This is a genomic window from Peribacillus sp. 05N428, from assembly GCF_056397085.1.
Map to the genome: position 1 here is coordinate 53,310 of NZ_JBFTMS010000023.1, position 23,728 is coordinate 77,037.

At 41.7% G+C, this 23,728-nt stretch carries 24 protein-coding genes; 18 read left to right on the top strand and 6 right to left on the bottom strand.

Features of this window, described 5'->3' with window-relative positions:
• Nucleotide 1 precedes the first annotated feature (1 nt).
• Nucleotides 2-193, bottom strand: coding sequence for an alpha/beta-type small acid-soluble spore protein (locus AC1DIV_RS19410; RefSeq protein ID WP_034314196.1), 192 nt, complete (start codon nucleotides 191-193; stop codon nucleotides 2-4).
• A 175-nt stretch (nucleotides 194-368) separates the two neighbouring features.
• On the opposite strand from AC1DIV_RS19410, the gene AC1DIV_RS19415 reads away from it, so the two are divergent.
• The 14 genes from AC1DIV_RS19415 (at nucleotide 369) to AC1DIV_RS19480 (ending at nucleotide 14,258) form a co-directional block, all read left to right on the top strand.
• Complete coding sequence (locus AC1DIV_RS19415) at nucleotides 369-1,778, top strand: TrkH family potassium uptake protein (RefSeq protein ID WP_286676049.1); 1,410 nt, start codon at nucleotides 369-371, stop codon at nucleotides 1,776-1,778.
• A gap of 190 nt (nucleotides 1,779-1,968) precedes the next feature.
• The gene (locus tag AC1DIV_RS19420; protein WP_340875489.1) at nucleotides 1,969-3,291 is read left to right on the top strand and encodes an ATP-binding protein; all 1,323 of its coding nucleotides are present in this window, start codon (nucleotides 1,969-1,971) and stop codon (nucleotides 3,289-3,291) included.
• Between the two features lie 105 nt (nucleotides 3,292-3,396).
• On the top strand, nucleotides 3,397-4,626 hold the full coding sequence (locus AC1DIV_RS19425; protein WP_063596382.1) for an acyl-CoA dehydrogenase family protein: 1,230 nt from the start codon (nucleotides 3,397-3,399) through the stop codon (nucleotides 4,624-4,626).
• On the top strand, nucleotides 4,623-5,396 hold the full coding sequence (locus tag AC1DIV_RS19430) for an SDR family oxidoreductase (RefSeq protein WP_323599415.1): 774 nt from the start codon (nucleotides 4,623-4,625) through the stop codon (nucleotides 5,394-5,396). The genes AC1DIV_RS19425 and AC1DIV_RS19430 overlap by 4 nt, the downstream gene beginning before the upstream one ends.
• A gap of 37 nt (nucleotides 5,397-5,433) precedes the next feature.
• A complete protein-coding gene (locus AC1DIV_RS19435) occupies nucleotides 5,434-7,044 on the top strand; it encodes a long-chain-fatty-acid--CoA ligase (protein WP_063596550.1) in 1,611 nt (536 codons plus the stop codon).
• A 72-nt stretch (nucleotides 7,045-7,116) separates the two neighbouring features.
• Nucleotides 7,117-7,680, top strand: coding sequence for a TetR/AcrR family transcriptional regulator (locus tag AC1DIV_RS19440; protein ID WP_048680450.1), 564 nt, complete (start codon nucleotides 7,117-7,119; stop codon nucleotides 7,678-7,680).
• A 43-nt stretch (nucleotides 7,681-7,723) separates the two neighbouring features.
• A complete protein-coding gene (locus tag AC1DIV_RS19445) occupies nucleotides 7,724-8,608 on the top strand; it encodes a 3-hydroxyacyl-CoA dehydrogenase family protein (protein WP_340875495.1) in 885 nt (294 codons plus the stop codon).
• A complete protein-coding gene (locus tag AC1DIV_RS19450; protein WP_323599417.1) occupies nucleotides 8,608-9,387 on the top strand; it encodes an enoyl-CoA hydratase in 780 nt (259 codons plus the stop codon). Before AC1DIV_RS19445 ends, AC1DIV_RS19450 begins: the two co-directional genes overlap by 1 nt.
• A 15-nt stretch (nucleotides 9,388-9,402) precedes the next feature.
• A complete protein-coding gene (locus AC1DIV_RS19455; RefSeq protein ID WP_048680441.1) occupies nucleotides 9,403-9,804 on the top strand; it encodes an acyl-CoA thioesterase in 402 nt (133 codons plus the stop codon).
• 29 nt (nucleotides 9,805-9,833) lie between these two features.
• The gene (locus tag AC1DIV_RS19460; RefSeq protein ID WP_340875499.1) at nucleotides 9,834-10,895 is read left to right on the top strand and encodes a phosphotransferase family protein; all 1,062 of its coding nucleotides are present in this window, start codon (nucleotides 9,834-9,836) and stop codon (nucleotides 10,893-10,895) included.
• 4 nt (nucleotides 10,896-10,899) lie between these two features.
• On the top strand, nucleotides 10,900-11,658 hold the full coding sequence (locus AC1DIV_RS19465) for a 2-phosphosulfolactate phosphatase (protein ID WP_340875501.1): 759 nt from the start codon (nucleotides 10,900-10,902) through the stop codon (nucleotides 11,656-11,658).
• Between the two features lie 29 nt (nucleotides 11,659-11,687).
• The gene (locus AC1DIV_RS19470) at nucleotides 11,688-12,467 is read left to right on the top strand and encodes an SDR family NAD(P)-dependent oxidoreductase (RefSeq protein WP_191928544.1); all 780 of its coding nucleotides are present in this window, start codon (nucleotides 11,688-11,690) and stop codon (nucleotides 12,465-12,467) included.
• Nucleotides 12,468-12,484: 17 nt separating this feature from the next.
• The gene (locus tag AC1DIV_RS19475; protein ID WP_340875508.1) at nucleotides 12,485-13,264 is read left to right on the top strand and encodes an enoyl-CoA hydratase/isomerase family protein; all 780 of its coding nucleotides are present in this window, start codon (nucleotides 12,485-12,487) and stop codon (nucleotides 13,262-13,264) included.
• 16 nt (nucleotides 13,265-13,280) lie between these two features.
• Nucleotides 13,281-14,258 carry a quinone oxidoreductase family protein gene (locus tag AC1DIV_RS19480; protein WP_048680433.1) on the top strand — a complete coding sequence of 326 codons (978 nt, stop codon included), beginning with the start codon at nucleotides 13,281-13,283 and terminating at the stop codon, nucleotides 14,256-14,258.
• A gap of 69 nt (nucleotides 14,259-14,327) precedes the next feature.
• On the opposite strand, the gene AC1DIV_RS19485 is transcribed toward AC1DIV_RS19480, so the two are convergent.
• Nucleotides 14,328-14,663: a DUF3905 domain-containing protein gene (locus AC1DIV_RS19485; RefSeq protein WP_048680429.1), complete on the bottom strand. Its 336-nt coding sequence runs from the start codon at nucleotides 14,661-14,663 to the stop codon at nucleotides 14,328-14,330.
• A gap of 122 nt (nucleotides 14,664-14,785) precedes the next feature.
• Between AC1DIV_RS19485 and AC1DIV_RS19490 the strand changes: the two genes are divergently transcribed.
• On the top strand, nucleotides 14,786-14,950 hold the full coding sequence (locus AC1DIV_RS19490) for a hypothetical protein (RefSeq protein ID WP_057278994.1): 165 nt from the start codon (nucleotides 14,786-14,788) through the stop codon (nucleotides 14,948-14,950).
• Nucleotides 14,943-15,089 (top strand): hypothetical protein, encoded by a 147-nt coding sequence (locus AC1DIV_RS19495; RefSeq protein WP_164468810.1) that lies wholly within the window; start codon nucleotides 14,943-14,945, stop codon nucleotides 15,087-15,089. Before AC1DIV_RS19490 ends, AC1DIV_RS19495 begins: the two co-directional genes overlap by 8 nt.
• Nucleotides 15,090-15,125: 36 nt before the next feature.
• On the opposite strand, the gene AC1DIV_RS19500 is transcribed toward AC1DIV_RS19495, so the two are convergent.
• Together AC1DIV_RS19500 and AC1DIV_RS19505 are read right to left on the bottom strand one after the other, a co-directional pair.
• Nucleotides 15,126-16,886, bottom strand: a complete 1,761-nt coding sequence (locus AC1DIV_RS19500; RefSeq protein ID WP_340878479.1) for a B12-binding domain-containing radical SAM protein — start codon at nucleotides 16,884-16,886, stop codon at nucleotides 15,126-15,128.
• 205 nt (nucleotides 16,887-17,091) lie between these two features.
• Nucleotides 17,092-18,117: an acyltransferase family protein gene (locus AC1DIV_RS19505; protein WP_063596374.1), complete on the bottom strand. Its 1,026-nt coding sequence runs from the start codon at nucleotides 18,115-18,117 to the stop codon at nucleotides 17,092-17,094.
• A 276-nt stretch (nucleotides 18,118-18,393) separates the two neighbouring features.
• Here AC1DIV_RS19505 and AC1DIV_RS19510 point away from each other — a divergent pair, with 276 nt between their 5' ends.
• Both AC1DIV_RS19510 and AC1DIV_RS19515 read left to right on the top strand, forming a co-directional pair.
• Nucleotides 18,394-20,553 carry a PAS domain-containing sensor histidine kinase gene (locus tag AC1DIV_RS19510; RefSeq protein ID WP_340875512.1) on the top strand — a complete coding sequence of 720 codons (2,160 nt, stop codon included), beginning with the start codon at nucleotides 18,394-18,396 and terminating at the stop codon, nucleotides 20,551-20,553.
• A gap of 469 nt (nucleotides 20,554-21,022) precedes the next feature.
• Nucleotides 21,023-21,265, top strand: a complete 243-nt coding sequence (locus tag AC1DIV_RS19515) for an aspartyl-phosphate phosphatase Spo0E family protein (protein ID WP_053534263.1) — start codon at nucleotides 21,023-21,025, stop codon at nucleotides 21,263-21,265.
• Nucleotides 21,266-21,560: 295 nt separating this feature from the next.
• Here AC1DIV_RS19515 and AC1DIV_RS19520 read toward each other — a convergent pair whose 3' ends face one another.
• Both AC1DIV_RS19520 and AC1DIV_RS19525 read right to left on the bottom strand, forming a co-directional pair.
• Nucleotides 21,561-22,292, bottom strand: coding sequence for a ZIP family metal transporter (locus AC1DIV_RS19520; RefSeq protein WP_034314151.1), 732 nt, complete (start codon nucleotides 22,290-22,292; stop codon nucleotides 21,561-21,563).
• Between the two features lie 113 nt (nucleotides 22,293-22,405).
• Nucleotides 22,406-23,629, bottom strand: coding sequence for an MFS transporter (locus AC1DIV_RS19525; RefSeq protein ID WP_048678249.1), 1,224 nt, complete (start codon nucleotides 23,627-23,629; stop codon nucleotides 22,406-22,408).
• Nucleotides 23,630-23,728 lie beyond the last annotated feature (99 nt).

Consider the following 23,728-nt stretch of genomic DNA (forward strand, 5'->3'; position numbering starts at 1 on the left):
ATTATTGACCTTTAAGTTGAGATTGTGCTTGTTGTACAAGACGTTTCGTGATTTCTCCGCCAACTGAACCATTGGCACGTGCTGAAGTATCGGAACCTAATTGTACACCGAATTCAGATGCAATTTCATATTTGATTTGTTCTAATGCTTGTTCGATTCCTGGAACAAGAAGATTGTTACTGCTGTTAGCCATTTGAATCTCCCCTTTACTTTTTCAACGGCTTTTGCCGCTGTAATGATAGTATAAGTAGAATGTGGAGTTTTACTTATACGAGCAGCATCAAACTTATTGGTAAACCTGCCTTTTTGTTGTAAGTAAGTCAGTTTTAAAAGAGAATGGAAAAAAGAATGAAAAAAGGGTAAACTAGATTTTTAATGGTTATGTGATTTGCATAACTATAAAGGAGCAAGAAAGGAAACTCTTTATGTTTGCTATCAAAAAAATATTATCAAAGTTAACACCAGCTCAGCTTATCGTCGGTTATTATGTTTTGGCAGTCAGCATCTCGACCGTACTGTTGAGTCTGCCGGTCGCTCTTAAGCCAGGCGTGGAATTTGGATTCATGGATGCTTTATTCACAGCCGTAAGTGCAGTTAGTGTAACAGGTCTAACAGTTGTAAGTTTGCCCGAAGTGTACAATGAGGTAGGCTATTTCATTCTCATGTTCGTTCTCCAATTTGGCGGTATTGGCATCATGACACTCGGAACCTTTTTCTGGCTTATAGTGGGCAAGAAAATCGGCTTGAAGGAAAGACAATTGATCATGACGGATCAAAACCAATCGAATCTTTCCGGTCTTGTTAAATTATTGATCCAAATCATTCAGATATTTGTCGTAATTGAAATGATTGGGGCTCTCGTTTTAGGCATTTACTTTCTGAATTATTTTCCAGACGGGAAAGAAGCCTTTTTAAATGGCTTATTTTTAGCCGTAAGTGCCACCACGAATGCTGGTTTTGATATTACCGGTATTTCGATGATTCCATTTAAAGACGATTATTTTGTACAGTTCATTACGATTATCCTGCTTACCCTTGGAGCCATTGGGTTTCCTGTCTTGATTGAGCTGAAGGAGTTTTTGTCCAATAAGGCCCGTACTTATAAGTTTCATTTTTCTTTGTTCACGAAGCTGACCTCAGTCACTTTCTTTTCCCTTATCGTTGGGGGAACGATCCTGATTTACCTTCTGGAAATTAATGGGTTCTTTAAAGGTAAGAACTGGCATGAATCGTTCTTTTACTCATTGTTTATGTCCTCCAATACGCGGAGCGGCGGGTTGGCAACCATGAATGTGAGTGACTTTTCGGAACCGACCCTTTTATTGTTGAGCATATTGATGTTCATTGGAGCTTCCCCAAGTTCAGTCGGGGGAGGAATCCGGACAACTACACTGGCCATCATGATTCTATTTTTATGGAATTTCATGAGAGGAAGGCGTTCCATAAAAGTTTTCAAACGGGAGATTCATCCCGATGATATCCGAAAAGCGACAGCGGTTATGATCATGGGATCGCTTCTTTGCATAATGGCGGTCTTCATATTATCCATTACCGAAAATTTCACTTTGATGCAAATCATTTTTGAAGTATGTTCGGCTTTCGGTTCAGTCGGCCTTTCGATGGGAATCACGCCTGACCTCAGCAATACCGGTAAAATTGTCATTATGATCATTATGTTCATTGGCCGTGTTGGGATAACCTCCCTCCTGTATATCATAGGCCATAAAGAAGTTACGGAAAATTTCCATTATCCAAAAGAACGCGTCATCATTGGGTAAATGATTTAAGTTGAACAGTGACCTTTCCACTCGTGGAAAGGTTTTTTGTGTTGTTTGCAGGAATCATGGATAAAATGTTGAAATTTACCTATAAGTGAGTGTCCTACCATTTCAAATATGCATAAATTGATCCCTTACTTGGAATTCGATCGGATGTAGTATAAACCATTTAGGTAAGGAGGTGGAGAATGTGAAGAAATATACTGGAAGGATCATTGTCCCTGCTCTTTTTTTTGTATTGATATTACCCTATATAGGGTGGCTTGGTCATGAAGAACGCAGGTTTTCCGCCTTTGCAGGAATATATTTAATCGTAATTTTAACCATAGCCTGGTGTTTGGGTGCCATCTATGATCATAAACGGAAAACGATAGCTTTATTGCAGGATAGCGAAGGGCGTTATCGCATTTTCTCCAATTACTCTAAAGAATTGGTCAATAGCTTCAATGAGGTTATTTTCCAAACGGATGATAAAGGAAAATGGTTGTACTTAAACCCGGCATGGAAATCGATGAGTGGTGCATCCGTAAATGAATCCCTGGGGCTTCACTTTTCTAAACATATGGATAACAATTCTTATCAAGACGTATTAAAGGCCTTTGCGGACTCCTTTCATCGAGGGGATAAATATTTTCGTGCGGACATTAAACTAAATGCGAAAAAGGGAACAAGCTGGGTTGAGGCATTCGTTAAACTTATTTACGATGACACTGGGAAATTCATCGGGACAGCGGGCATATTATCCGAAATTAATGAACGTAAACATGCAGAGGAAAAGCTTGTGAGCCTAAACGAACATTTGGCAATCACATCAAGCAAGTTATCAACGGCTGCCCAACTTGCGGCTGGGATTGCACATGAGGTCAGGAATCCGATGACGGCGATAATGGGATTCGTGAAGCTGATTAAAGATGGCGGTGCCGAAAAGCAGGAATACTACGATATTATTTTTTCGGAAATAAATCGAATCGAGAAAGTGCTGAATGAACTCTTGCTGCTATCGAAACCCACTGGAGCGGTATTCCTTGAGAAGGATATAAAGGAAAGCTGTAACCATGCCGTAACGCTGTTGGAGACAAATGCCGTACTGAACAATATTCAAATACATAAAAATTATGATTCAGAACCAATTTTTATGTATTTTGATGAAAACCAAATCAAGCAAGTGCTAATAAACATGATAAAAAATTCCATAGAATCGATGCCGAATGGCGGAAATATTTTTGTGAGCATAAATGAAAAAAATGAGGAAGTTTTTTTGAGCATTTTGGATGAAGGGGATGGTATTCCGGAAAACTCCCTTCAAAAAGTAGGAGAACCATTTTTCACTACAAAAACATCAGGAACGGGTTTGGGTCTTTCCGTTTGTTTTAGAATCATCGAAAAGCATGGAGGAAAAGTTTTCATCACAAGTGAACTGAAAAAAGGTACGAAAATCGTTTGTATATTTCCAACCGTCCAACAAAAGCAATATAGTGAGAACGAAAAGGTCAAGATACGGGATCTTGAATGACAAGAAAACAAAGGTTTAATTGTTGAAAAAATCAGAATCTTGTGTATATAATTTAAAAGTAATAACATACTAACCGGTTAGTAAGTTTAAAAGGAGGAATTCAATTTGAACTTTGAACATACTGAAAAGGTGAAAAATCTGGAAAAGAAGTTAACGGAATTCATGGAGAAGCACGTTTACCCAAATGAATCAATATACAAAAAGCAGCTCGAAGCACAGGAAAGCCGCTGGAGTGAAATTCCCCCGATTTTATCTGAATTGACGGCAAAAGCAAAAGAAGAAGGATTATGGAATTTATTTTTACCTGATAGCGGTTATGGCGCGGGTTTAACAAATCTAGAATATGCCCCGCTTTGCGAGATCATGGGTAGGTCGACGATAGGACCTGAAATCTTCAACTGTAATGCGCCGGACACTGGTAATATGGAAGTGTTGGTGAGATATGGATCGGATGAACATAAAGAACGCTGGCTGAAGCCCTTGCTTGCTGGGGAAATCCGTTCATGCTTCTCGATGACGGAACCGGAAGTGGCGTCTTCCGATGCGACCAATATCGAATGCAGGATTGAAAGGACGGGTAATGAGTATGTCATCAACGGCCGAAAATGGTGGTCTTCAGGAGCAGGCGATCCCCGATGCAAGATTGCCATCGTCATGGGTAAGACAGATCCTGAGGCGGCCAAGCATGAACAACAGTCAATGATTCTTGTCCCGCTCGATACACCGGGTGTCAAAATCGAGAGAATGCTCCCTGTGTTTGGTTATGATCATGCCCCGCATGGCCATGCCGAAATCACGTTTGAAAATGTGAGGGTCCCGGCTACGAATATTCTATGGGGTGAAGGAAAAGGATTTGCGATTGCCCAAGGAAGGCTTGGACCGGGAAGGATACATCATTGCATGAGGCTGATCGGCGCTGCTGAAAGAGCACTTGAAGAGTTATGTAAGCGCATTCAAGAACGTGTCGCTTTTGGTAAAACATTGGCGAGACAAGGTGTAATCATGGAGTGGGTTGCTGATTCACGGATTGAAATCGAACAAGCAAGACTTCTGACCTTAAAAGCTGCCTATATGATGGATACTGTCGGGAACAAGGAAGCAAAGGCGGAGATCGCGATGATAAAAGTGGTGGCACCAAATATGGCATTGAATGTGCTGGACAGGGCCATCCAAGGCTTTGGAGCTGCAGGGATTTCCGATGATTTCCCTTTTGCTGCTCATTGGGCCAATGCACGGACTTTAAGGCTTGCTGATGGTCCCGATGAAGTTCATCGCTCACAAGTTGCTAAAATAGAACTTCGAAAATACCAACAAAAGCATGAGGTGAAAATATGAAAGTTACCGACTTATTCGATCTAACTGGAAAGACGGCGATCATAACCGGTGGAGGGAGAGGGTTGGGAGCACAAATAGCGACAGGCTTTGCCGAAGCTGGGGCAAATGTCGTACTTTGTTCAAGGAAGAAGGAAGCATGTGACGAAGTTGCTACGCAAATCCAAAAACTTGGAGTCAGGGCGCTTTCCTTCAAGTGTGATATCACCAATCCGTCAGATGTACAGGAAGTCGTTAACGAAACTTACCGTGAATTTGGTGTCATCGATATATTAGTAAACAATAGCGGGGCATCCTGGGGGGCACCAGCCGTCGACATGCCTCTTGAAGCGTGGCAGAAGGTGATGAATGTAAATGTAACCGGAACCTTTATCATGAGCCAGACAACAGGCAGGGTAATGATTGAGCAGGGACATGGGAAAATCATAAACATCGCTTCCGTTGCCGGATTAGGGGGGACCGACCCGAGGGTGCTCGATACGGTCGGATATAATACGAGTAAAGGGGCGGTCATTACTTTAACGAAGGATTTAGCCGTTAAATGGGGTCAGCATAATATCAATGTTAATGCAATCGCACCCGGTTTCTTTCCGACAAAAATGACGAAAGGGGTTCTTGAGCAAGGGAAGAATCCTATCCTGGATTCCACGCCGTTAAAAAGGTTAGGGAGTGATGATGATTTGAAAGGGGCAGCGGTTTTCCTGGCCTCAAAGGCATCTGATTTTGTGACTGGAAATATTTTGATCGTCGATGGGGGTTCACATGCAAAGTAATGAAAGGTAAGTAAATATGGCTGGAGGGTATGAAATGATGAATGAAAAAAAATGGCTTTCAGTTTATCCTGATTCAATTTCAAAGGAAATAAAAGTCCCTGAGTTCCCGATGCAAAGAATCCTTCAAAATGCATGTGAGTCCCATCCAAACAATACAGCTATTACTTTTTATGACCGAAAGATATCTTATCAGGAACTTTTTCATGCGTCGCTAGCCTTTGCTTCAGCCTTGCAAAAAAAAGGTGTTCAAAAAGGTGATCGTGTCGCCATCATGCTGCCTAACTGTCCGCAGTACGTCATAGCTTATTATGGATCATTGACAACAGGGGCCATTATCACCCAAATCAACCCAATGCTGGTTGAAAGGGAGCTGCAGCATATTTTACAGGACTCCGGTGCAGAAACGATCGTTGTATTGGATGGATTATACCCGAAAGTGAAAAGTGTGCAGCAACATGCAAATTTGAAAAATATTATCGTCGTAAGCCTGCAGACTTCGGAAGCAGATTTTCAGCCTGATGCGTCTTTTGATCAATTCATGAAGACAGGAGACGGCAAAATCAATCCCGTATCAATCGATCCGGAAAATGATATAGCCGTTCTTCAGTATACAGGAGGAACGACTGGCCGTTCAAAAGGGGCGATGCTGACACACAGCAATATTCTGGCCAATGTCGTTCAAACGTATGAATTCTTCAAGCATGAATTAAAAATAGGTACTGAAAGAACGCTGTCGGTCATCCCGCTTTTTCATGTTTTTGGAATGTCGTCCGCAATGAATTTATCCGTGTATATCGCGGGTGACTCCATCATGCTGCCACGATTTGAAATAGAAGAAGTACTGGAAACGATTAAGCGTGAACAGCCGACCACTTTTCCTGGAGTACCGACCATGTATGTAGCGTTGACGAATCACCCGAAGGCAGAAGAATATGGAATGGGCTCCATTCAGGTCTGTAACAGCGGAAGTGCACCGATGCCCGTGGAACTGCTGCGTGAGTTCGAACGAAAATCAGGTGCGAAGATATTGGAAGGCTACGGTCTTACGGAAGCTTCGCCAACAACGCATTGTAACCCGGCATTTGCAAAAAGGAAACCTGGGAGCGTCGGGATTGGTGTCCCTTCGACTGAATATAAGGTGATGGACCTGGGAGACGGAACGAAAGAAGTGGCATCTGGCGAATTGGGGGAATTGGTCGTCAAAGGACCTCAAGTGATGAAAGGTTACTGGAATATGCCGGAGGAAACGGCGGTGACCCTAAGGGATGGTTGGCTTTATACGGGTGATATCGCCAAAGTTGATGAAGATGGGTACCTCTATATTGTCGACAGGAAAAAAGATTTGATCATCGCAAGTGGTTATAATATATATCCGCGAGATGTCGAGGAAGTTCTCTATGAACATCCAGCTGTCCAGGAAGCGGTTGTCATCGGAGTTCCAGATGCTTACCGAGGGGAGTCGGTAAAAGCGGTGCTTGTACTTAAAAATAATAAAACGGCCAATGAACGGGAAATCATCGATTACTGCCGTGCAAACTTATCGGCTTATAAAGTTCCGCATTTCGTTGAATTTCGTGAAGAGTTACCGAAAACAAATGTCGGAAAGATTTTAAGGCGGGCTTTAAGAGAAGAACTTTCCAGGAAGTAAGAGGGCTTTGATGGCACGAAAGCGTATGATATCAATTCAGCTGAAATTTTAACAGATTGCGAGGGTGCATACATGAAAGAAAAAATGACAGAACATAGCATACGCTTATTTGAAAAGAAGGGCTTTAGTGAAACGTCGATTTCTGATATCGTCGAATCGGTCGGAGTGACGAAGGGAACGTTTTATTATTACTTTACGAGCAAAGAGCAGTTGCTAATGGATATTCATCTAGCTTATATAGACGAGTTGCTTAGTGAGCAGGAAAGAATCATGTTGGAACCTGGGAAAAGCTGTAAGGATAAACTTTTCGATATGGTATTGATGCTTTTAAAGAGCATTAAAACCAAAAAATCCAGCGCAACGGTCTTTTTCCGTGAAATGAAGAATCTAAGTGACGATAAGCTTGCACAAATCCTTCCTAAGCGGGATGAGTTCCGTAATAAAATCGAGCAAGTTCTGATTAGTGGCATCGAGAGCGGAGAACTGCGTTCCAATCTCGATGCATCCATCATCTCTTTTGCTATTTTGGGTGTTGCCAATTGGAGCTATCATTGGTTCGACCCAGAAGGTGAAAAAACCGAACAGGAAGTTGCAGCCATTTTTATGGGGATGATTCTGCAGGGAATTGAAGCGTGACCAGGTTACATACTAACCGGTTAGTAGAAGGGAGATAGAAGGCATGACCAACAAGCAAATTCAATCAATTACCGTTATTGGGGCTGGGCAGATGGGGCACCAAATTGCGATGCTTGCTGCACTAGGAGGTTACGAAACGATTCTTCAGGATGTTCATGAAAACGCGTTGAATGCAGCCCAAGAAAAATTGGACGTCATTTTGACTAAATGGGTTCAAAAAGGAAAATTGTCTGAAGATCGTAAATTGGCTGCTTTTAGCCGTCTTCAATATACCACCGATCTTGAGAAGGCGGCCAGTGGGGCTGATTTGATCATTGAAGCGGTAGTTGAAAAACTTGATGTGAAGCAGGAGGTTTTCGCCCAACTTGAAGAACTGGCCCCAGCAGAAACCATCTTTGCCACGAATAGTTCAACGATTGTCAATAGCCTGATTGCGAGTGTGACGAATCGTCCGGATAAGTTCATTAATATGCATTTCTTTTACCCGCCTCTAGTAATGGATTGTGTTGAGGTTGTAATGAGTGACCAAACATCCGAGGAAACAGCGAAGCTTGCAATGGAAGTCACAGAGAATATGAATAGGACAGGAGTTTTGTTGAGGAAAGAGATATCGGGATTCGTAGCCAACCGAATTTTGGGAGCGTTGCAGCGTGAGGCCTTATATTTGTATGAAGAAGGAATTGTTGACTATAAGGATATCGATTTGATTTGCAGGAAAGCTTTAGGCCATCCCATTGGTCCTTTTGAACTGATGGATCTATCAGGTATTGATGTAGGGTATTTTGTCATGCAGCAGCGTTTCAATGAAACTGGAAATCCAGAAGACAAGCCAAATGCTTGTATAGAAGAAAAGGTGAATAAAGGACATTTAGGCAGGAAAACAGGAAAAGGCTGGTATGATTATCCAAACCAAGGAGTGAAGAATTGATGACAAAATTAATTAAAGTGGTTAAGGAAAATAAGCTTGCGGTCATCACCATCGATAATCCTCCATTAAATGTAATCAGCAAACAAGTATTCAGAGAATTGGGAGAAACTTTCGATGAACTTTCAAAAGATACTGAAACTGTTGCGGTACTCATAACCGGTGCAGGCAATATCGCATTTGCGGCCGGGGCTGATATAAAAGAATTCCCTAGCATGATGGGGAACCCGAATATGAAAGAAATGGTAAAGGAAAGTCATGCCGTCCTAACTAAAATCGAACAGTTTCCTAAACCTACGATGGCTGTATTAAATGGCTTGACCTTGGGCGGCGGATGTGAACTGGCACTGGCCTGTGATTTGCGAGTAGCTGAAACACAAGTTCAAATCGGACTGCCGGAAGTGAAATTAGGCTTATTCCCTGGAGGTGGCGGTACACAGCGTTTGTCAAGACTTGTAGGTAATGCAAAGGCAAAAGAGATTATATTTACCGGTGATCCGCTTATAGCCGCGGAAGCGGAAAAGATCGGGCTTATCAATAAAGTCGTTGAGCAAGGGAGCGGCTTATCGGAAGCGAAAATCTTGGCCTCACGAATGACAAGGCACTCACTTCAGGCACTTTCGAGAATCAAGAAGGCGATTAATGAAGGAAGTGAGGCAACACTTGAAAAAGGTTTAGAGATTGAAACGAATCTTTTTGAAGAAATCTTCCAAACTGAAGATGTTAAAGAAGGGGTTTCCGCTTTCTTGGATAAACGTAAACCCGCTTTCGTACATCGTTAATCAAGGAGGGGTCTTATGCATGAATTGGAAGTCAGCGTCCGTTTTTCCGAAACGGATGCTTTGGGCCACATCAATAACACAAGCTATTTCGTATACCTCGAAGAAGCACGCATGAAATTTTTTGAAGCTTTAGGCCTAGCGACAAATGTAGAATCTTGGAATTTTTTGTTAGCCTCCACCAAATGCGACTTTATTGCTCAGGGATATTTCAATCAACTCTTGACCATTCGTACATCTTTGACAAAGGTAGGTACGAAAAGCTGTGATATGGTCCATGATATCCTCTGTTCACAAACTGGGGAAGTGATTGCTAAAGGAAGTGCAGTTTTAGTCTGTTTTAATTTTTTGAAACAAAAAAGTGAACCTATTCCTGAATTTATTAAAGAAAAGCTCATTTCACATCTTGTTCATAATTAGAATGACAAAGTCTAAAGGAGTGGAAGAACATGATTGACGATACGATTCCTGTTCGGCCCGGCGAGGAATTGAATATTGCTGCATTAGAAGGTTTTCTAAGAAAAAATGTATTGGACCTTCCAAATGAACCGTTGGAATTACAACAATTTTCTATGGGCTATTCCAATTTGACCTATCAGCTGAAAGTTGGTGAGTGGGAGGCTGTTCTCAGAAGGCCGCCGCTTGGCCCTGTTGCTCCAAAGGCACATGATATGAAGCGTGAACATCATATCCTTTCCTCAATCAACCCATATTTCCAAGCAGCTCCCGAGCCTATTCTGTTCTCGGATGATGAATCGGTCGCGGGGGCCCCTTTTTTTCTAATGGAAAGGAAACATGGAATTGTAATAGATACTGAATTTCCCAAGGGAATCGAGCCTACTTTTGAAAAGTGCCGACAGCTTTCATATGTGATGGTGAATCGGCTTGCTGATCTTCACTCGATTCCCTATGAGAAAACGGGTTTGATCGAAATATCCAAACCTGAAGGGTTCATTGAAAGACAAGTACACGGATGGATTTCCCGCTATGAGAGAGCAAAGACTGATGAAATCAAGGAAATTCGTCCGCTTATTAATTATTTTCAACAGAATATCCCGAAGTATAGCCAGACTTCAATAATCCATTATGACTATAAGATCAATAATGCCATGTTCAATCAGGACCTTACAGAGATGGTTGGTTTATTTGATTGGGAAATGTCCACCGTTGGTGATCCGCTAGCCGATCTAGGAGTGGCATTAAGCTACTGGACGGAAAGCGGTGACCCGGAACTTATCAAAATCGGTGTGGGTCAAGCGTCCGTCACGACTTTAACTGGTTTCCTGACTCGAAGGGAATTTATCGAGACGTATGCAGCAAGAAGTGGCAGGGATGTTACCAACGTCGATTTTTATTTAACCTTTGGTTATTTTAAGTTAGCTGTCATCCTTCAGCAAATCTATTATCGATATAAAAAAGGCCAGACTGATGATCCCCGTTTTTCCAATCTTGGAAAAACGGTTAAAAGCTTACTCACTCATGCTGCAAATGTAGCTGCGAAGGAAGTTTAATAAAATGGAATATATTCAAAACATTCATTTACTACTAAAAAAAGAAGAGATAGATGTGGAAAAGCTTCAAGAAGGGGAGAAAGTTGCGGTCATCCTGGATGTGTTATTAGCGACTACTACGATTATTTCAGCACTTCATGATGGAGCACGCCAGGTGATACCTGTCATGGATCCACTGGATGCCTTGGTGAAAAGCCAGGAATTGGACCATGGGGATTTTGTAGTGGCAGGAGAACTAAAGGCAAAGCCGGTTGATGATTTAATGTATCCAAGTCCAACGCTATTGAGTAAGTTGGTACGCGGTAAAACTTTAATATTGTCCACTACTAATGGAACGGTCGCGTTGAGGAATTCAGCAGCTGCCAAAAGGGTTTATATTGCTTCTTTGTTGAATAATCCGTCTGTTGCGGAAAAAATAAAAAAATATCATAAAACAGAAACGATCCTCATCGTTTGTTCGGGAAATTCAGGTGAATTCAGTCTGGAAGACTTTTACGGTGCAGGCCATTTGATAGATTGCCTGATTGCTGGATCACAAGGTACGTTCATACTCAACGATGCAGCAAAGGCTGCCAATGCGCTTTATCGCACGAATAGCGAAAATGCCTTTGATATCCTGAAATCATCGTATGTCGGACGGTTGTTTGACAAACATAGTTTGATCGCCGATTTGGAATTGGCGGCGCAAAAAGGTTCGTTGGATCTTGTCCCAAAGTTGGTGGATGGAAGGATCGAAGCGGAATTGAAAAGGCAGGAAACGTAGTTCAAAAATACAGAAAAGGAGTGAAGGGGATGAGGTTTTCGCAGTCAATAGCGGTGGTTACAGGTGCAGGCTCTGGTATTGGGAAAGCTACGGCGATGCGCTTGTCGGACGAAGGGGCAAAAGTGCTGTTGGTAGGGCGGACGAAAGGAAAGCTGGAGGAAGCAGCTGCAGAAATCAATGCCAGGCACCCGATTCCGGTTGCTGATATTTTCCCTGCAGATGTTACCGTCGAGGAAGAGGTAATGGAGCTGGCCAAGTATGTGAAGGAAAAATATCGTGACCTTCACATTTTAATCAATAACGCAGGTGGTTCAAAGTCCTCAAAGCTCCTGGATACATCTGCAGCTGATTGGGATATGATTCAACATGTCAATTTGAAAAGTGTCTTTCTAGTTTCCAAGTATTTGGGGAAATTGATGGAAGAAGGAGCTAGTGGGGGAAATGAAGGTTCCAGCAATCGGGCAATCGTGAATGTGGCTTCACTGTCAGGACATCAGGCAGGAGCGTTCATCCCGCATTACAGCTCTGCTAAAGCCGGAGTCATCAGTTTAACGAAATCTTTGGCACTGGAACTCGCTGCAGTCGGCATTCGGGTCAATTCCGTATCACCGGGATTCATTGAAACGCCATTGACGGAGGATGGACTGCAAAATGAAAAATTCGTAAAGTCCATTCAACGGAACACGGCACTGGAAAGAGTGGGGAAAGCGGAGGAAATAAGTAATGTCATTACCTTTGCTGCTTCCCCGGAGGCTTCCTATATGACTGGGACGGATTTATTGGTGGATGGCGGCTGGTTGATCAAATAGAAAAAGGGGATGGGTAAATGTTAAAAGAACACTTATTGAAAGAAGTAATCGATAATGTAATGATCCTGACTTTGAATCGCCCTGAAAGCTTGAATGCATTTAGTCCGGATATGATTGCAAGCTTAACGAAAGAGATTAAGGATGTAAAACAAACACCGCATATAAGGGCAGTCATCATCAAAGGGGCGGGAAGGTCATTCACTGCAGGAGGCGACGTCAAGTCAATGGGGCAGGCCTCTGCAGGTCAATTGTATGATCATGTTGGCAGAATGAATGAATGCATATTGGCTCTGGATGCTTCCGAGGTTCCCGTAATCGCTGCCGTCCATGGATTTGCTGCTGGTGCCGGATTCAATTTGGCACTCGCCTGTGATCTGATCGTGGCTTCCGATGATAGTCAATTTGCCATGAGTTTTTCACAGGTAGGCCTGATCTCTGATGGAGGGGGTTCGTATTTTTTACCTAAATTGGTAGGGCCCCACCTTGCAAAGCAGCTCTTCTTTTCGGCCGAGCCAATTTCTGGGGAACGCTTATATCAGCTGGGTGTCATTAATTATTTATATCCACTCAATCAACTTGAAGAGGAATCATTGAAACTTGCGGTAAAACTGGCAAATGGACCGACAAAAGCATATGGGATGATGAAAAAGCTCGTCAGCCATTCATATACGGCTACACTTGATGAAATACTGGAACAGGAACGTATTACGCAAACCTTGATGGTTTCCACGGAAGATCATCTTGAGGGGGTAGCGGCATTCAAAGAAAAAAGAAAGCCGGAATTTACAGGAAATTAATAAGGGAGGGATAAAGATGAAAGCTATTCACTTTGAAGAATACGGCGGACCGGAAGTACTGAAATTGACTGAAATGGAAAGACCTGTGCCAACAGGGCATGAAGTTCTGATTGAAATCGATTGTGTAGGCGTCAATTATGCAGATACAGCCAGAAGGGAAGGGCAATATGTAGTTCCTACGCCGCTTCCGTTCATTCCCGGTGCGGAAGTGGCTGGCGTAGTGGTGGAAGTTGGTGGAAAGGTGACCAAAATCAAACCTGGTACAAGGGTCGTCAGCTTAATTGAATCTGGTGGATATTCAGAATATGCCCTTTCTGATGAATTCTCGGCCATTCCGCTTCCTGATGCCATTCAGTTCCATGAAGCTGTTGCCTTGCCCCTCCAAGGTCTGAGCGCCTATCATATTCTTAAGACAATGGGACGCATGCAACAGGGGGAAACGGTATTGGTCCATGCTGCTGCTGGGGGAGTGGGAACGATTGCCGTACAGTTAGCCAAAATCTTCGGGGCTGGAAAAGTGATTGCCACCGCCAGTACAGTGGAAAAGTTGGAACTGGCTAAAGAGATGGGGGCAGATGAACTCATTGATTACACGCAAGAAGGATGGGAAATGAAAGTCCGTGAGGTCACGGGAGGAAAGGGAGTAGACGTCGCGCTGGAAATGGCTGGAGGGGATATTTTCAATAAAACATTGAAATGTTTGGCTCCATTTGGACGTCTTGTTGTTTTTGGTAATGCAAGTCGTAAGCCTTATACGATGAACCCGCAGCAATTAATGAGGCGCAATCAATCCGTCGTGGGTTTTTTCCTGCCACAGATCATGAAACACCCGGATTTGCTGTTGCCTAGCATTCAAGACCTTTTTGCATACGTTGCGTCTGGGGAGCTTAAGTTAACTATCGGGGGCATCTACCCAATTGAAAAGGCAGCAGCCGTTCATGAGGAAATGAACGCCCGGCAAACGAAAGGGAAGTTGATTTTGCAGGTTAAATGAGAATAAGGGGTGTATGATGCACCCCTTCTAGGATTTCACTTGTTCCTTTGACCCTAAAGAAAGCACGCCTCAATCCGTATCAGTGCTAACATCTTTATCTGGATGCATGAAAGGCGGCTGCGGCGCTATTTTAGACTCTAATAGTTGGCGGTTTTCAGTTGAATTCCAGCCTATATCATTGGTGGGGTGTACCCATTCGTCTCCAGCCATGATTTCCGGGTCTGTATCTTCGCTCCAGTTTTCGAGTGGTGAGTTTTCAGAGGCATATTTACTGTCGCCAATTACGACTCCATAATCATTGACGAATGGAGCCTGTGGTTTTATACCGGTCCCTTTAAAGCTTGGTGCGTTAATTTGGTGTGGTTGTGTATCGTCGACAATTGGTGAATCCAATTTCTTTTTCATGTAGTGTCTCCCTTTTCGTTTTACGGTTATTTTTCTCGTCTGTCCCTATATTATCCCTGAATAATTTCCGGCATTTTTACCCCATTCTAAAAGGTAAACTATATTAAAAAGGGTGGATGAAAATGAAACGGAAAGCCAATGTGGATGGAGCTGTCAAAGCAAGTAAAACGCCAAAAAGAAATCAAGCTGAAAATGAATTTTCCAATGAGTTCGCAATGGAGGAAAATGCAATGAAAGGTGCCAACCGCAATTCAAAGCAAGGCAGAAAAGGAAGAAGTAATGGATAAAGAAAAACGGAACAGCGGGGAAAAGATGGGTGAACATGTACGAACTGAATTTGGAATCGAATTCAGCGGCGATATGAACGCAACTAAAATTTATGAAATTTTGGCAAAAGAAAATAAAAAACGTGAAAGTGATAAGTAAAAAAGGACGGACCCAGCCTTGGGTCCGTCCTTATTATTAATGCATGATGCTGCCGGATTTTGAAAGAGGGAAAATCGTTGATCCCTTACCACTCGGATCAAAATAGGCAAGCATGAATGAAGGTTTATCGACGATTGTTCCCTCGGCTAAATACGTTTCCAAATCAAAGGGAAGTGCCTCGAGCAACGTGTGTTTGTGTATTTCTTTTTCATTTAGGGCCAAAGCGGTGAAAGAGGAACCAAGCTGTTCAGGCTTATTGAGAATATATTCATATATCTCTTTCCGACCACTTTTATCTAATGAAGCTTCCCACCAAGGTTTACGTGGTTTGTATTTTTGATTCATGAAATAATCCAATTTCATGAGTCCGATAATGTTTTTTAGTTCGGCAGATTCCTGGGAAGCCAAAAACTGCTGTAAACGTCTGAACAAGTCTTCAAGCTGATGGCCGATTCGTGACCACCCTTGTTCATCCCAATAGGTACCGAAATCTTGAAAGAAGTCGAACGGTGATTGGAATACCGTTTTGACAAGATATTCCGTAGTATGATCCATTCTATGATCGTTCCAGTATTTTTCAAGTACATCTTCAACTTGTTTAATGCGGACAATGTCATCGAAGGATAAAACATTATTCCCCAATATTTCATAAGGAGCATGTTCGCTGTATATATATTGGTGTTCATCGGCTCGTATCCGTAAGCCGGTTCCACGAAGCATCTTTAAGAAACCAAGCTGCATCTCTTCGGGTCTAAGCTCGAAAACATCATTGAAGGTCTTTCGGAAAGAATGATAATCTTCTTCCGGTAAACCGGCAATAAGGTCTAAATGCTGATCAATTTTCTGACCATCTTTTACCATGGTTACGGTCCTGGTCAGTTTTTCGAAATTCTGTCTTCTCATTACTAGATCATTCGTATGATCATTCGTCGATTGTACCCCTATTTCAAAACGGAACAGTCCTGCAGGGGCATTGTCGTTCAAGAACTGGATAACTTCCGGACGCATGATGTCCGCCGTGATCTCGAACTGGAAAACCACACCGGGAAGATGCTCATCGATTAAGAATTGAAACATCTCCATGGCATAGCTTCGGCTGATATTGAAGGTTCGGTCAACGAACTTAATGGTCTTTGCACCATTAGCCATAAGGTACCTGATATCATCTTTAATCTTTTCACGATCAAAATACCTGACACCCACTTCAATCGATGAAAGGCAAAATTGGCAGCTGAACGGGCAACCTCGGCTAGTTTCGATATAGGTGACACGTTTAGATAGGTCGCCGCGGTCTTCTTCCAAACGATATGGAGAAGGGAGGGATTTTAAATCAACCTTGCCGTTCTGAGGCTGGATGATTTTTTTTCCATCCTGTCGGTACGCAATGCCGCCGATCTTCTTATAGTCATTCGAACCTTCAATTTCAGATAAAAGGGCCTTGAAGGTGACTTCACCTTCACCGATTACGATGAAATCAGCCCCGGGAATCTGATCAAGCCATTCCCCAACATCATAGGTGACTTCAGGTCCGCCGAGAATGATGACCAATTCCGGGTTGATTTTTTTTAGCATGGCTACGACTTTCATTGTTTCCTCGATGTTCCAAATATAGCAGCTGAACCCTATGACATCAGGTTTTTTGGAATGAAGGTCACCAACTATGTTCATAATTGGATCTTTTATCGTATATTCTGCCAGCTGGACATCATAATCAGGCTGGGCGTAAGCTTTTAAATATCGGATGGATAGCGATGTATGGATATATTTTGCGTTAAGAGTACTGATTATTATATTCATGTTAAAGGGCGTAAAAGAAACGCCTGGCTCCTTTCGTGTACATGTCTTTTTAAGCCAACAAGCACTAACGAGTAATTTTACCATAGCGTGCTCCATTTGAAAAATGAGTTATGGTATTGAAGGGGGAATCTTTGCTGCTTGAAAGTCGGATAATAAATCGAATTTGAAAAAACGGATAAAGCAGGAAATGCTTCATCCGTTTTATTTAAAACGCTTGTTTAATATAATCTTTCGTTTTAGTCATGAATCGTTTTGTTTTGGTCGCCTTCAATTCGATGATCGGCTGTGCCATGGAAGCGATCATTTCACTTGATAATAACACGGTAATCAAGAAAGAGAGTCCGGCGAGCATGATAAAGCTCTCTGTATTGCTGAAGTATTCCTGTATGGTGCTTTCGCGGAAGAAACGAATGAAGAAACCATGCAGCAGATACACATAAAGGGTTTGTTTACCCCAATTCGTAAAGAAATATTGTCTGCGTGGGATGAACGAAAGGAAGCTGAACACTGAAATGATGCTCAATCCATAAAATCCTAGGCGTTTAAACATGGACACGATTGTCGCATCTTCAAGTTCGGCATATGGTTTCGAACCGAGCAGCCATTTATAATTAATATCGGTATTTAAATAAAAACCGATAAAAATCACTAACATGACAATAAGTGATGCCAAACGAACTTTGGGAGTGAATAGTTTTTTTAAATGTTCCTTGCTTAAATGGTACCCGATCAAAAACATCGGGAAAAAAACGAATGTCCTGGAGAGACTAAGGTAATTGGAAATATTGTCTATATAACCAATCAATAATGCGATTATTAAAGATAAACCTATGCCTACTGATGGCTTTAGCTTTGAGAAACCAAGCAGCATGATGTTCCAACAGAATAAACTGATCAAGAACCATAGCGACCATTGGGGGTCAAGCAGGTCTACAGTGATGGCAGAACGTTCATATAAGAAATAATAGTAAACGGTATATATCAATTGGAAAATGATGTAGGGTAAAATCAGTTTTTTAGTAATTTTGCCCAAATACCCTTTTTGATAAAAACCTTTCGCAAAGAATCCTGAAACAAGGATAAAGGCAGGCATGTGAAAGGAATAAATGGTTTTATATAAAGCATATATCGTTTCACTGTCATGTATATACGTATTCAGCAAATGACCAAAGACGACAAATGCCATGAGAATGAACTTGGCGTTATCGAAGAAAAAATCACGTTGTTTCATTATTGCCTCCATTTAATAAATTTTAAGGTAGCTAGAAAGCATTGTTATTTCTTATTCCCTAAATACCTTGTACTAAATCATTATTTATTAAATTTATTATAAAAACCTTAAATTAAGCTTAACGCTAAGTTTTACAGCATTCAATATACTATCATTTGATATATAGGTTAATTTTGGATAAAGGAGTTTGCGCTGATTTTCGAAAAATACCGAGGAAAATCAAGATGGATGTCGAATAAAGTTGGGTAGGTATGGGTTTTGATGAGGGGGGTTAATATGAATATCGGTTATGAGAATGAAACGGAATATAAACAGGAAATTTTAAAATTGAATAAACAGATCGAAGGGTTTCTGAATATGTTCGATTCAATGTCAGAGCCTTATATCAGGGTTGATGAGGAACTGCGTCTCACTTATGCCAATGATGCCGCTTGTGCCCTGCTCGAAACACCTAAAGATCAACTGGAGTCCATGAGGATAACTGATTTTCTCGATGTCATCCCTTTAAATAACCAGGAAGTGTCAAGCACCCTAAAAACCTCGAATGAAAGTGAAAGGCAAATTATCCAGCTACATACCGGAGCCCTTAAGCAAATAGAGTTTATACGAATGGGATCACTTTCCGAAGGACAGCAGTTCTATCGTTTGGGGGATGTGACATTGGATGTTTCTTCGTCAAGGGAAACAGGGATGTCAAGACAGATGTTTTTGGACATTTTCGATACAGCCATAGAAAGCATCGTTCTATTCGACAGTTCAGGAATAATAATGGAAGTGAACCATGCCTTTATCCATGCCTTGGGCATTCCGAAAAAAGAGATTGTCGGTAAGAATATGAGGGACCTCATCTCCCCAGATTATAGGGGATATTGGGATGAGAGCATACAAAGAGCCTTTGATGAGTCGAACTATAAAGGGGAGGTAGAGATAAAGGTCGGGGATGAACTGCATCATTTTACTTTTTCGATAAGTTCAACGGTAGGAAATGAACTATATATGTCTGTGCTTGGAAGAATTACAGAATCAAATATAATAGAAAAAAAGTTAGAGACGAGCGAACGGATTTTTGCGGAATTATTCGACCAGTCCATGGATGCAATCATATTCTGGAATGATGACGGGATCATTTTTCGGGTCAATCATTCAGCGTGTAAAATATTCGAATCCAGCAGGGAGGATTTGATTGGCAGTTATATCTGGAAATACGTTTACAGCAACAATCACCATTTTAGTCAGATGATGGAAACATTTGAAAGAGACACCCAGGTGCGGGGTGAGCTGATTTATAAAATGCCTAATAACCAAATTAAATTGCTAGAATTGACTGCAAAAAAACATGAAGGTGACGGATATAACGTAACGATCTTTCGAAATGTCAGTGAGCGCTGGCTGATTGAGAAGGAATTAAGGGATAGTGAGAAGAAGTTCAGGAAGATTTTTGAGGGAACATTAGACGGCCTGATTTTATGGAATCATGAAGGGTTCACGGATATTAATGAAGCGGGTCAGAAAATATTGGAGATTTCGAAGCGCAAACTGCTTTCTTTATCTGTTAAGGGATTCATCGAAAAAATTCCTGAAAATGCTCCAGTCTTGAATGCTCATATTGAAAATGTTTATAAGCATGAGGTATACTCCTCCATCATTCCGATAACATTCGAAGATGGAAGAGTTAAGCATATTGAATTTTTGACGAGGAAAAATTTATATTCGAACCTGAATTTAAGCATTTTCCGTGATGTGAGTAAAAATCTCGAGATGCAGGAACAAATCCGTAAATCGGATACTTTGAATGTCGTTGGTGAATTGGCGGCAGGTATTGCTCATGAAATCAGGAACCCAATGACAGCCTTAAAAGGTTTTATCCAGTTGCTTGAGGACGGTGTTAAAGGGGAGTTTTCCACATATTTTCATGTGATTACATCCGAAATTAAGCGAATCGAAACCATTATCACGGAATTTTTGGTACTGGCAAAGCCGCAGGCGCTAAAAATTTTCAAACAGGATGTTCATACCATATTGAGAGAAACACTGGAATTACTGGCCGCTCAGGCACTGTTGGAAAATATTCAATTCGAGACATACTTTGAAGAAGATGAATGTAAGGTTTTATGTGAAGCGAACCAGTTAAAGCAAGTGTTCATTAATATCATCAAAAATGCATTGGAAGTCATGCCGGATGGCGGGTCTGTTCACATTAAAACAAGCCGATTTTCAGAGAAATACGTTTGCATTTCAATTACCGATAAAGGCATGGGGATTTCAACGGAAATGCTAAAAAAATTGGGTGAACCTTTTTATACGACGAAGGATAGGGGAACAGGGCTGGGGCTCATGGTCAGCTATAAAATCATTGAAGAACACAATGGCTATATAGAAGTGGAAAGCGAGGTGGGAAAAGGGACGAGTTTTCATATTTATTTGCCATTCGAGTAATGTAGAAGGGGATGCTCTATACCTTTCTTAAGTTAACGGAAAGCATGGATATTACATTAGGGATCCTTTATCGGATTCCTTTTTTGTTCCAGCATTATTATCCTGGGATTTCAAATGAGGGTTGTAATAATGATAAACATTTTTCCCCTTCACTTAAGGGGCTGTCCTGCTTTTAAATCATTGAGAAATTATTTGCTCGAATTGAATAAGCGAAAACTAATAATAGCATCCAAATGGGGGGATCTTTCAAAGCGATTTTCGGAGCTGTCTTCATATGAAATCTTCCTGATCAATATATGATGCTTATGCTTAGGAATTTCCGTCATATCCTGTCTGCTGATGGACAAAGCCATATCGCAATTTAAGAAGTTTTGTCTTTTTTTGCGAATCTATTTACATATAAGGCATATTTTGTAATACTTCTTTATTATAATGTAACTTTAAAAGGGCAGGAGTAGTGAATGTAGTTATGAATTCTAGGTGTGCAACGGAAATTTGTTCTGAGATTCGAATGAAGCGTTGGGAAATGATGGAGTTGGCGAAAATGTATGGACTTGGCCATGAGTATACCCTTCGCCAAAGTGAGCAGCTTGACAAACTTATAAATGAGTACCTGATCCTTCAACATCATTCATCAGTGGAAGTGAGAAATAAGCGCGAAGAAATGGTTGTTATTGTACAGCAGCCCTTTAATGATGACATTTCCTTTTAGAAGGAAATGCAATGCCCATGACTTTTTATATTAGCAGGCAAGAGACAATCAGCTTTGTGTGATTTCTGGTGAAATGAATCATATCTAAAAACAAATAAAGAAAGACTTATATAAACAAGAATATATCTTTGGAATTTCCTTTGGATTTGGGGTATATATCGAGGGGAGGTCACCAGAAGGTGTCCTTCGTGCATCGGATTGGTTTAGAAGTCTTAATTTTTCTGAATGGATTACACTGATAAATAAAAAGTAAGAGCTGACTCACTTGATGGAGCCAGCCATGGAAGTACCGCAATTATAAAATTTCCAATAATATGACCATGAACAAAAGGCCGATAATGAAGGAATAGGTGGATGTGCGTTCATTACCATCCCCATGGCTTTCGGGAATCAGTTCCTTATAAACGATGAAAAGCATGGCCCCGGCGGCGAAAGCTAGGCCGTATGGAACCAGGAACCCAATGTAAGAGGTTAAATAATAACCCAGTAAGCCTGTAATTATTTCGATGGTGCCGGTTAAGGTTGCAATCAGGAATGCTGTGAGTTTACCGATTTTTTGATTAATTAAAAACAAGGCGACCAGTAAGCCTTCCGGAGCATTTTGCAGGCCGATGGCAAAAGCGATCAAGTTACCTGTATCAGCTGTATCAGAGGCGTAACTGACCCCGACAGAAAGCCCCTCAGGAATATTATGGAGTGTAATGGCAGTGATGATGAGCAAGGCCTTTTCATCGAACTGAATACCACTTTTCGTATGGCTGAGATCGATATGAGGAATGTTTTGTTCCATGATCGTTAATGTCATTACCCCGAGAAAAACCCCAATTACTAGCTGAATATACCCTCCGGTGGCCAGAGACTCCGGGATCAGGCTCAATAACGAAGCAGCCATCATGATTCCAGCGGTAAATGCCAGTAGCGTGTCTCTGAATCGATGTGTGATTGAACCTTGAATGAACAAGATCGGTAACGCACCAAACCCTGTAGACATAGCAGATAGGATGCTGCCTAATAAAACTCCACTCATAAATTTCTCCTTTGTAAGGTACTTATCGTTACTTCTTTGCGAATTTTTGGGTGAAACAATAATTCATTGTATTTAGACATAAAGAATATGTTCCTGGAAAAAACCATTTTGCATCAATCTTCTGCATACCATTTTTTCAATGTTAGATCAGACGGTAGCAATATGCTGATGATCCCCAGTAATGGCAGGAATCCCACTAGCTTAATCATGGATTCAATTCCAATTATATCTGCAATGGCTCCCAATGAAACGGATCCAATGGCACCCATTCCGAAGGCTAAACCTACGGTCAAGCCTGCCATCGTACCGACTTTTCCCGGAACCAATTCCTGTGCGTATATTACCGTGACGGAAAAACTGCTCATGATAATGAATCCCGCTATCAATAATAAGATAAAAGCGGCTGTAGGAGGTACGAATGGTAAAAGTGCGGTTATTGGCATACTGGCAGCGAAAGAAAAGAAAATGATGTTTTTACGTCCGAATCTATCAGCAAGCGGGCCTCCGAAAAATGTACCTACAGCACCAGCTGCCAAAAAGGCAAATAGGAAAAATTGTGCGGCTTTTATCGTGAATGAATATTGCTCGATCAAATAAAAACTATAAAAGTTCGTCATGCACGATACATACCAGGAACGGGCAAAGATTATGAATAAAATCAATACCAGGGCTTTGGCCACTTTATGGGACCGCTCTTTATTGATTATTTTTGCAGCAAGCTTCTTAGGCTGGAAGTGAATTAATTTTTGGGAATACCAATTGGCAATATACAGCAATAGGATAACGGCCATTAAGGCAACCAGGGCAAACCAGAGTGCGCCTTTCTGACCAAATGGAACAAGTACGATGGCTGTGATGAGTGGGGCAAGTGCCTGCCCGCTATTCCCGCCGACCTGATAAATGGATTGTGCCAGGCCCCTCTTTGGTCCGCCTGCCATGTAGGCAACCCTGGAGCCTTCCGGATGGAATATGGCCGACCCTAAGCCCATCAGGATGACTGCACCAAGGATAATGGTATAGTTTGGGGCAATTGCGAGAATGATGACCCCGATTAAAGTACTGGTCAACCCAATGGGCAATGCATATGGAAATGGTTTTTTATCCGTATAGAACCCAACTGCCGGTTGCAGGAGCGATGAGACGATATTCAGGCAGAATGCAATCATTCCAAGCTGTGTATACGAAAGCGACATTGATTTTTCGAGGATTGGGAACATGGCCGGTACGACGGCCTGAAGAGAATCATTCATTAAATGGCATATGCCTATGATGATCATGATTTTCAGAGTCATATCTTGTTTTTGCGGTTTTGTTTTAATGGCAGCGATACTTCCCATCTGTATATATCCTTCTTCCTGATTAAGATTTTTACCTATTCCATAAATAGATTCAAGAAGCATGCACCGTATGCATGACACCTTAAATAAATCGGGATC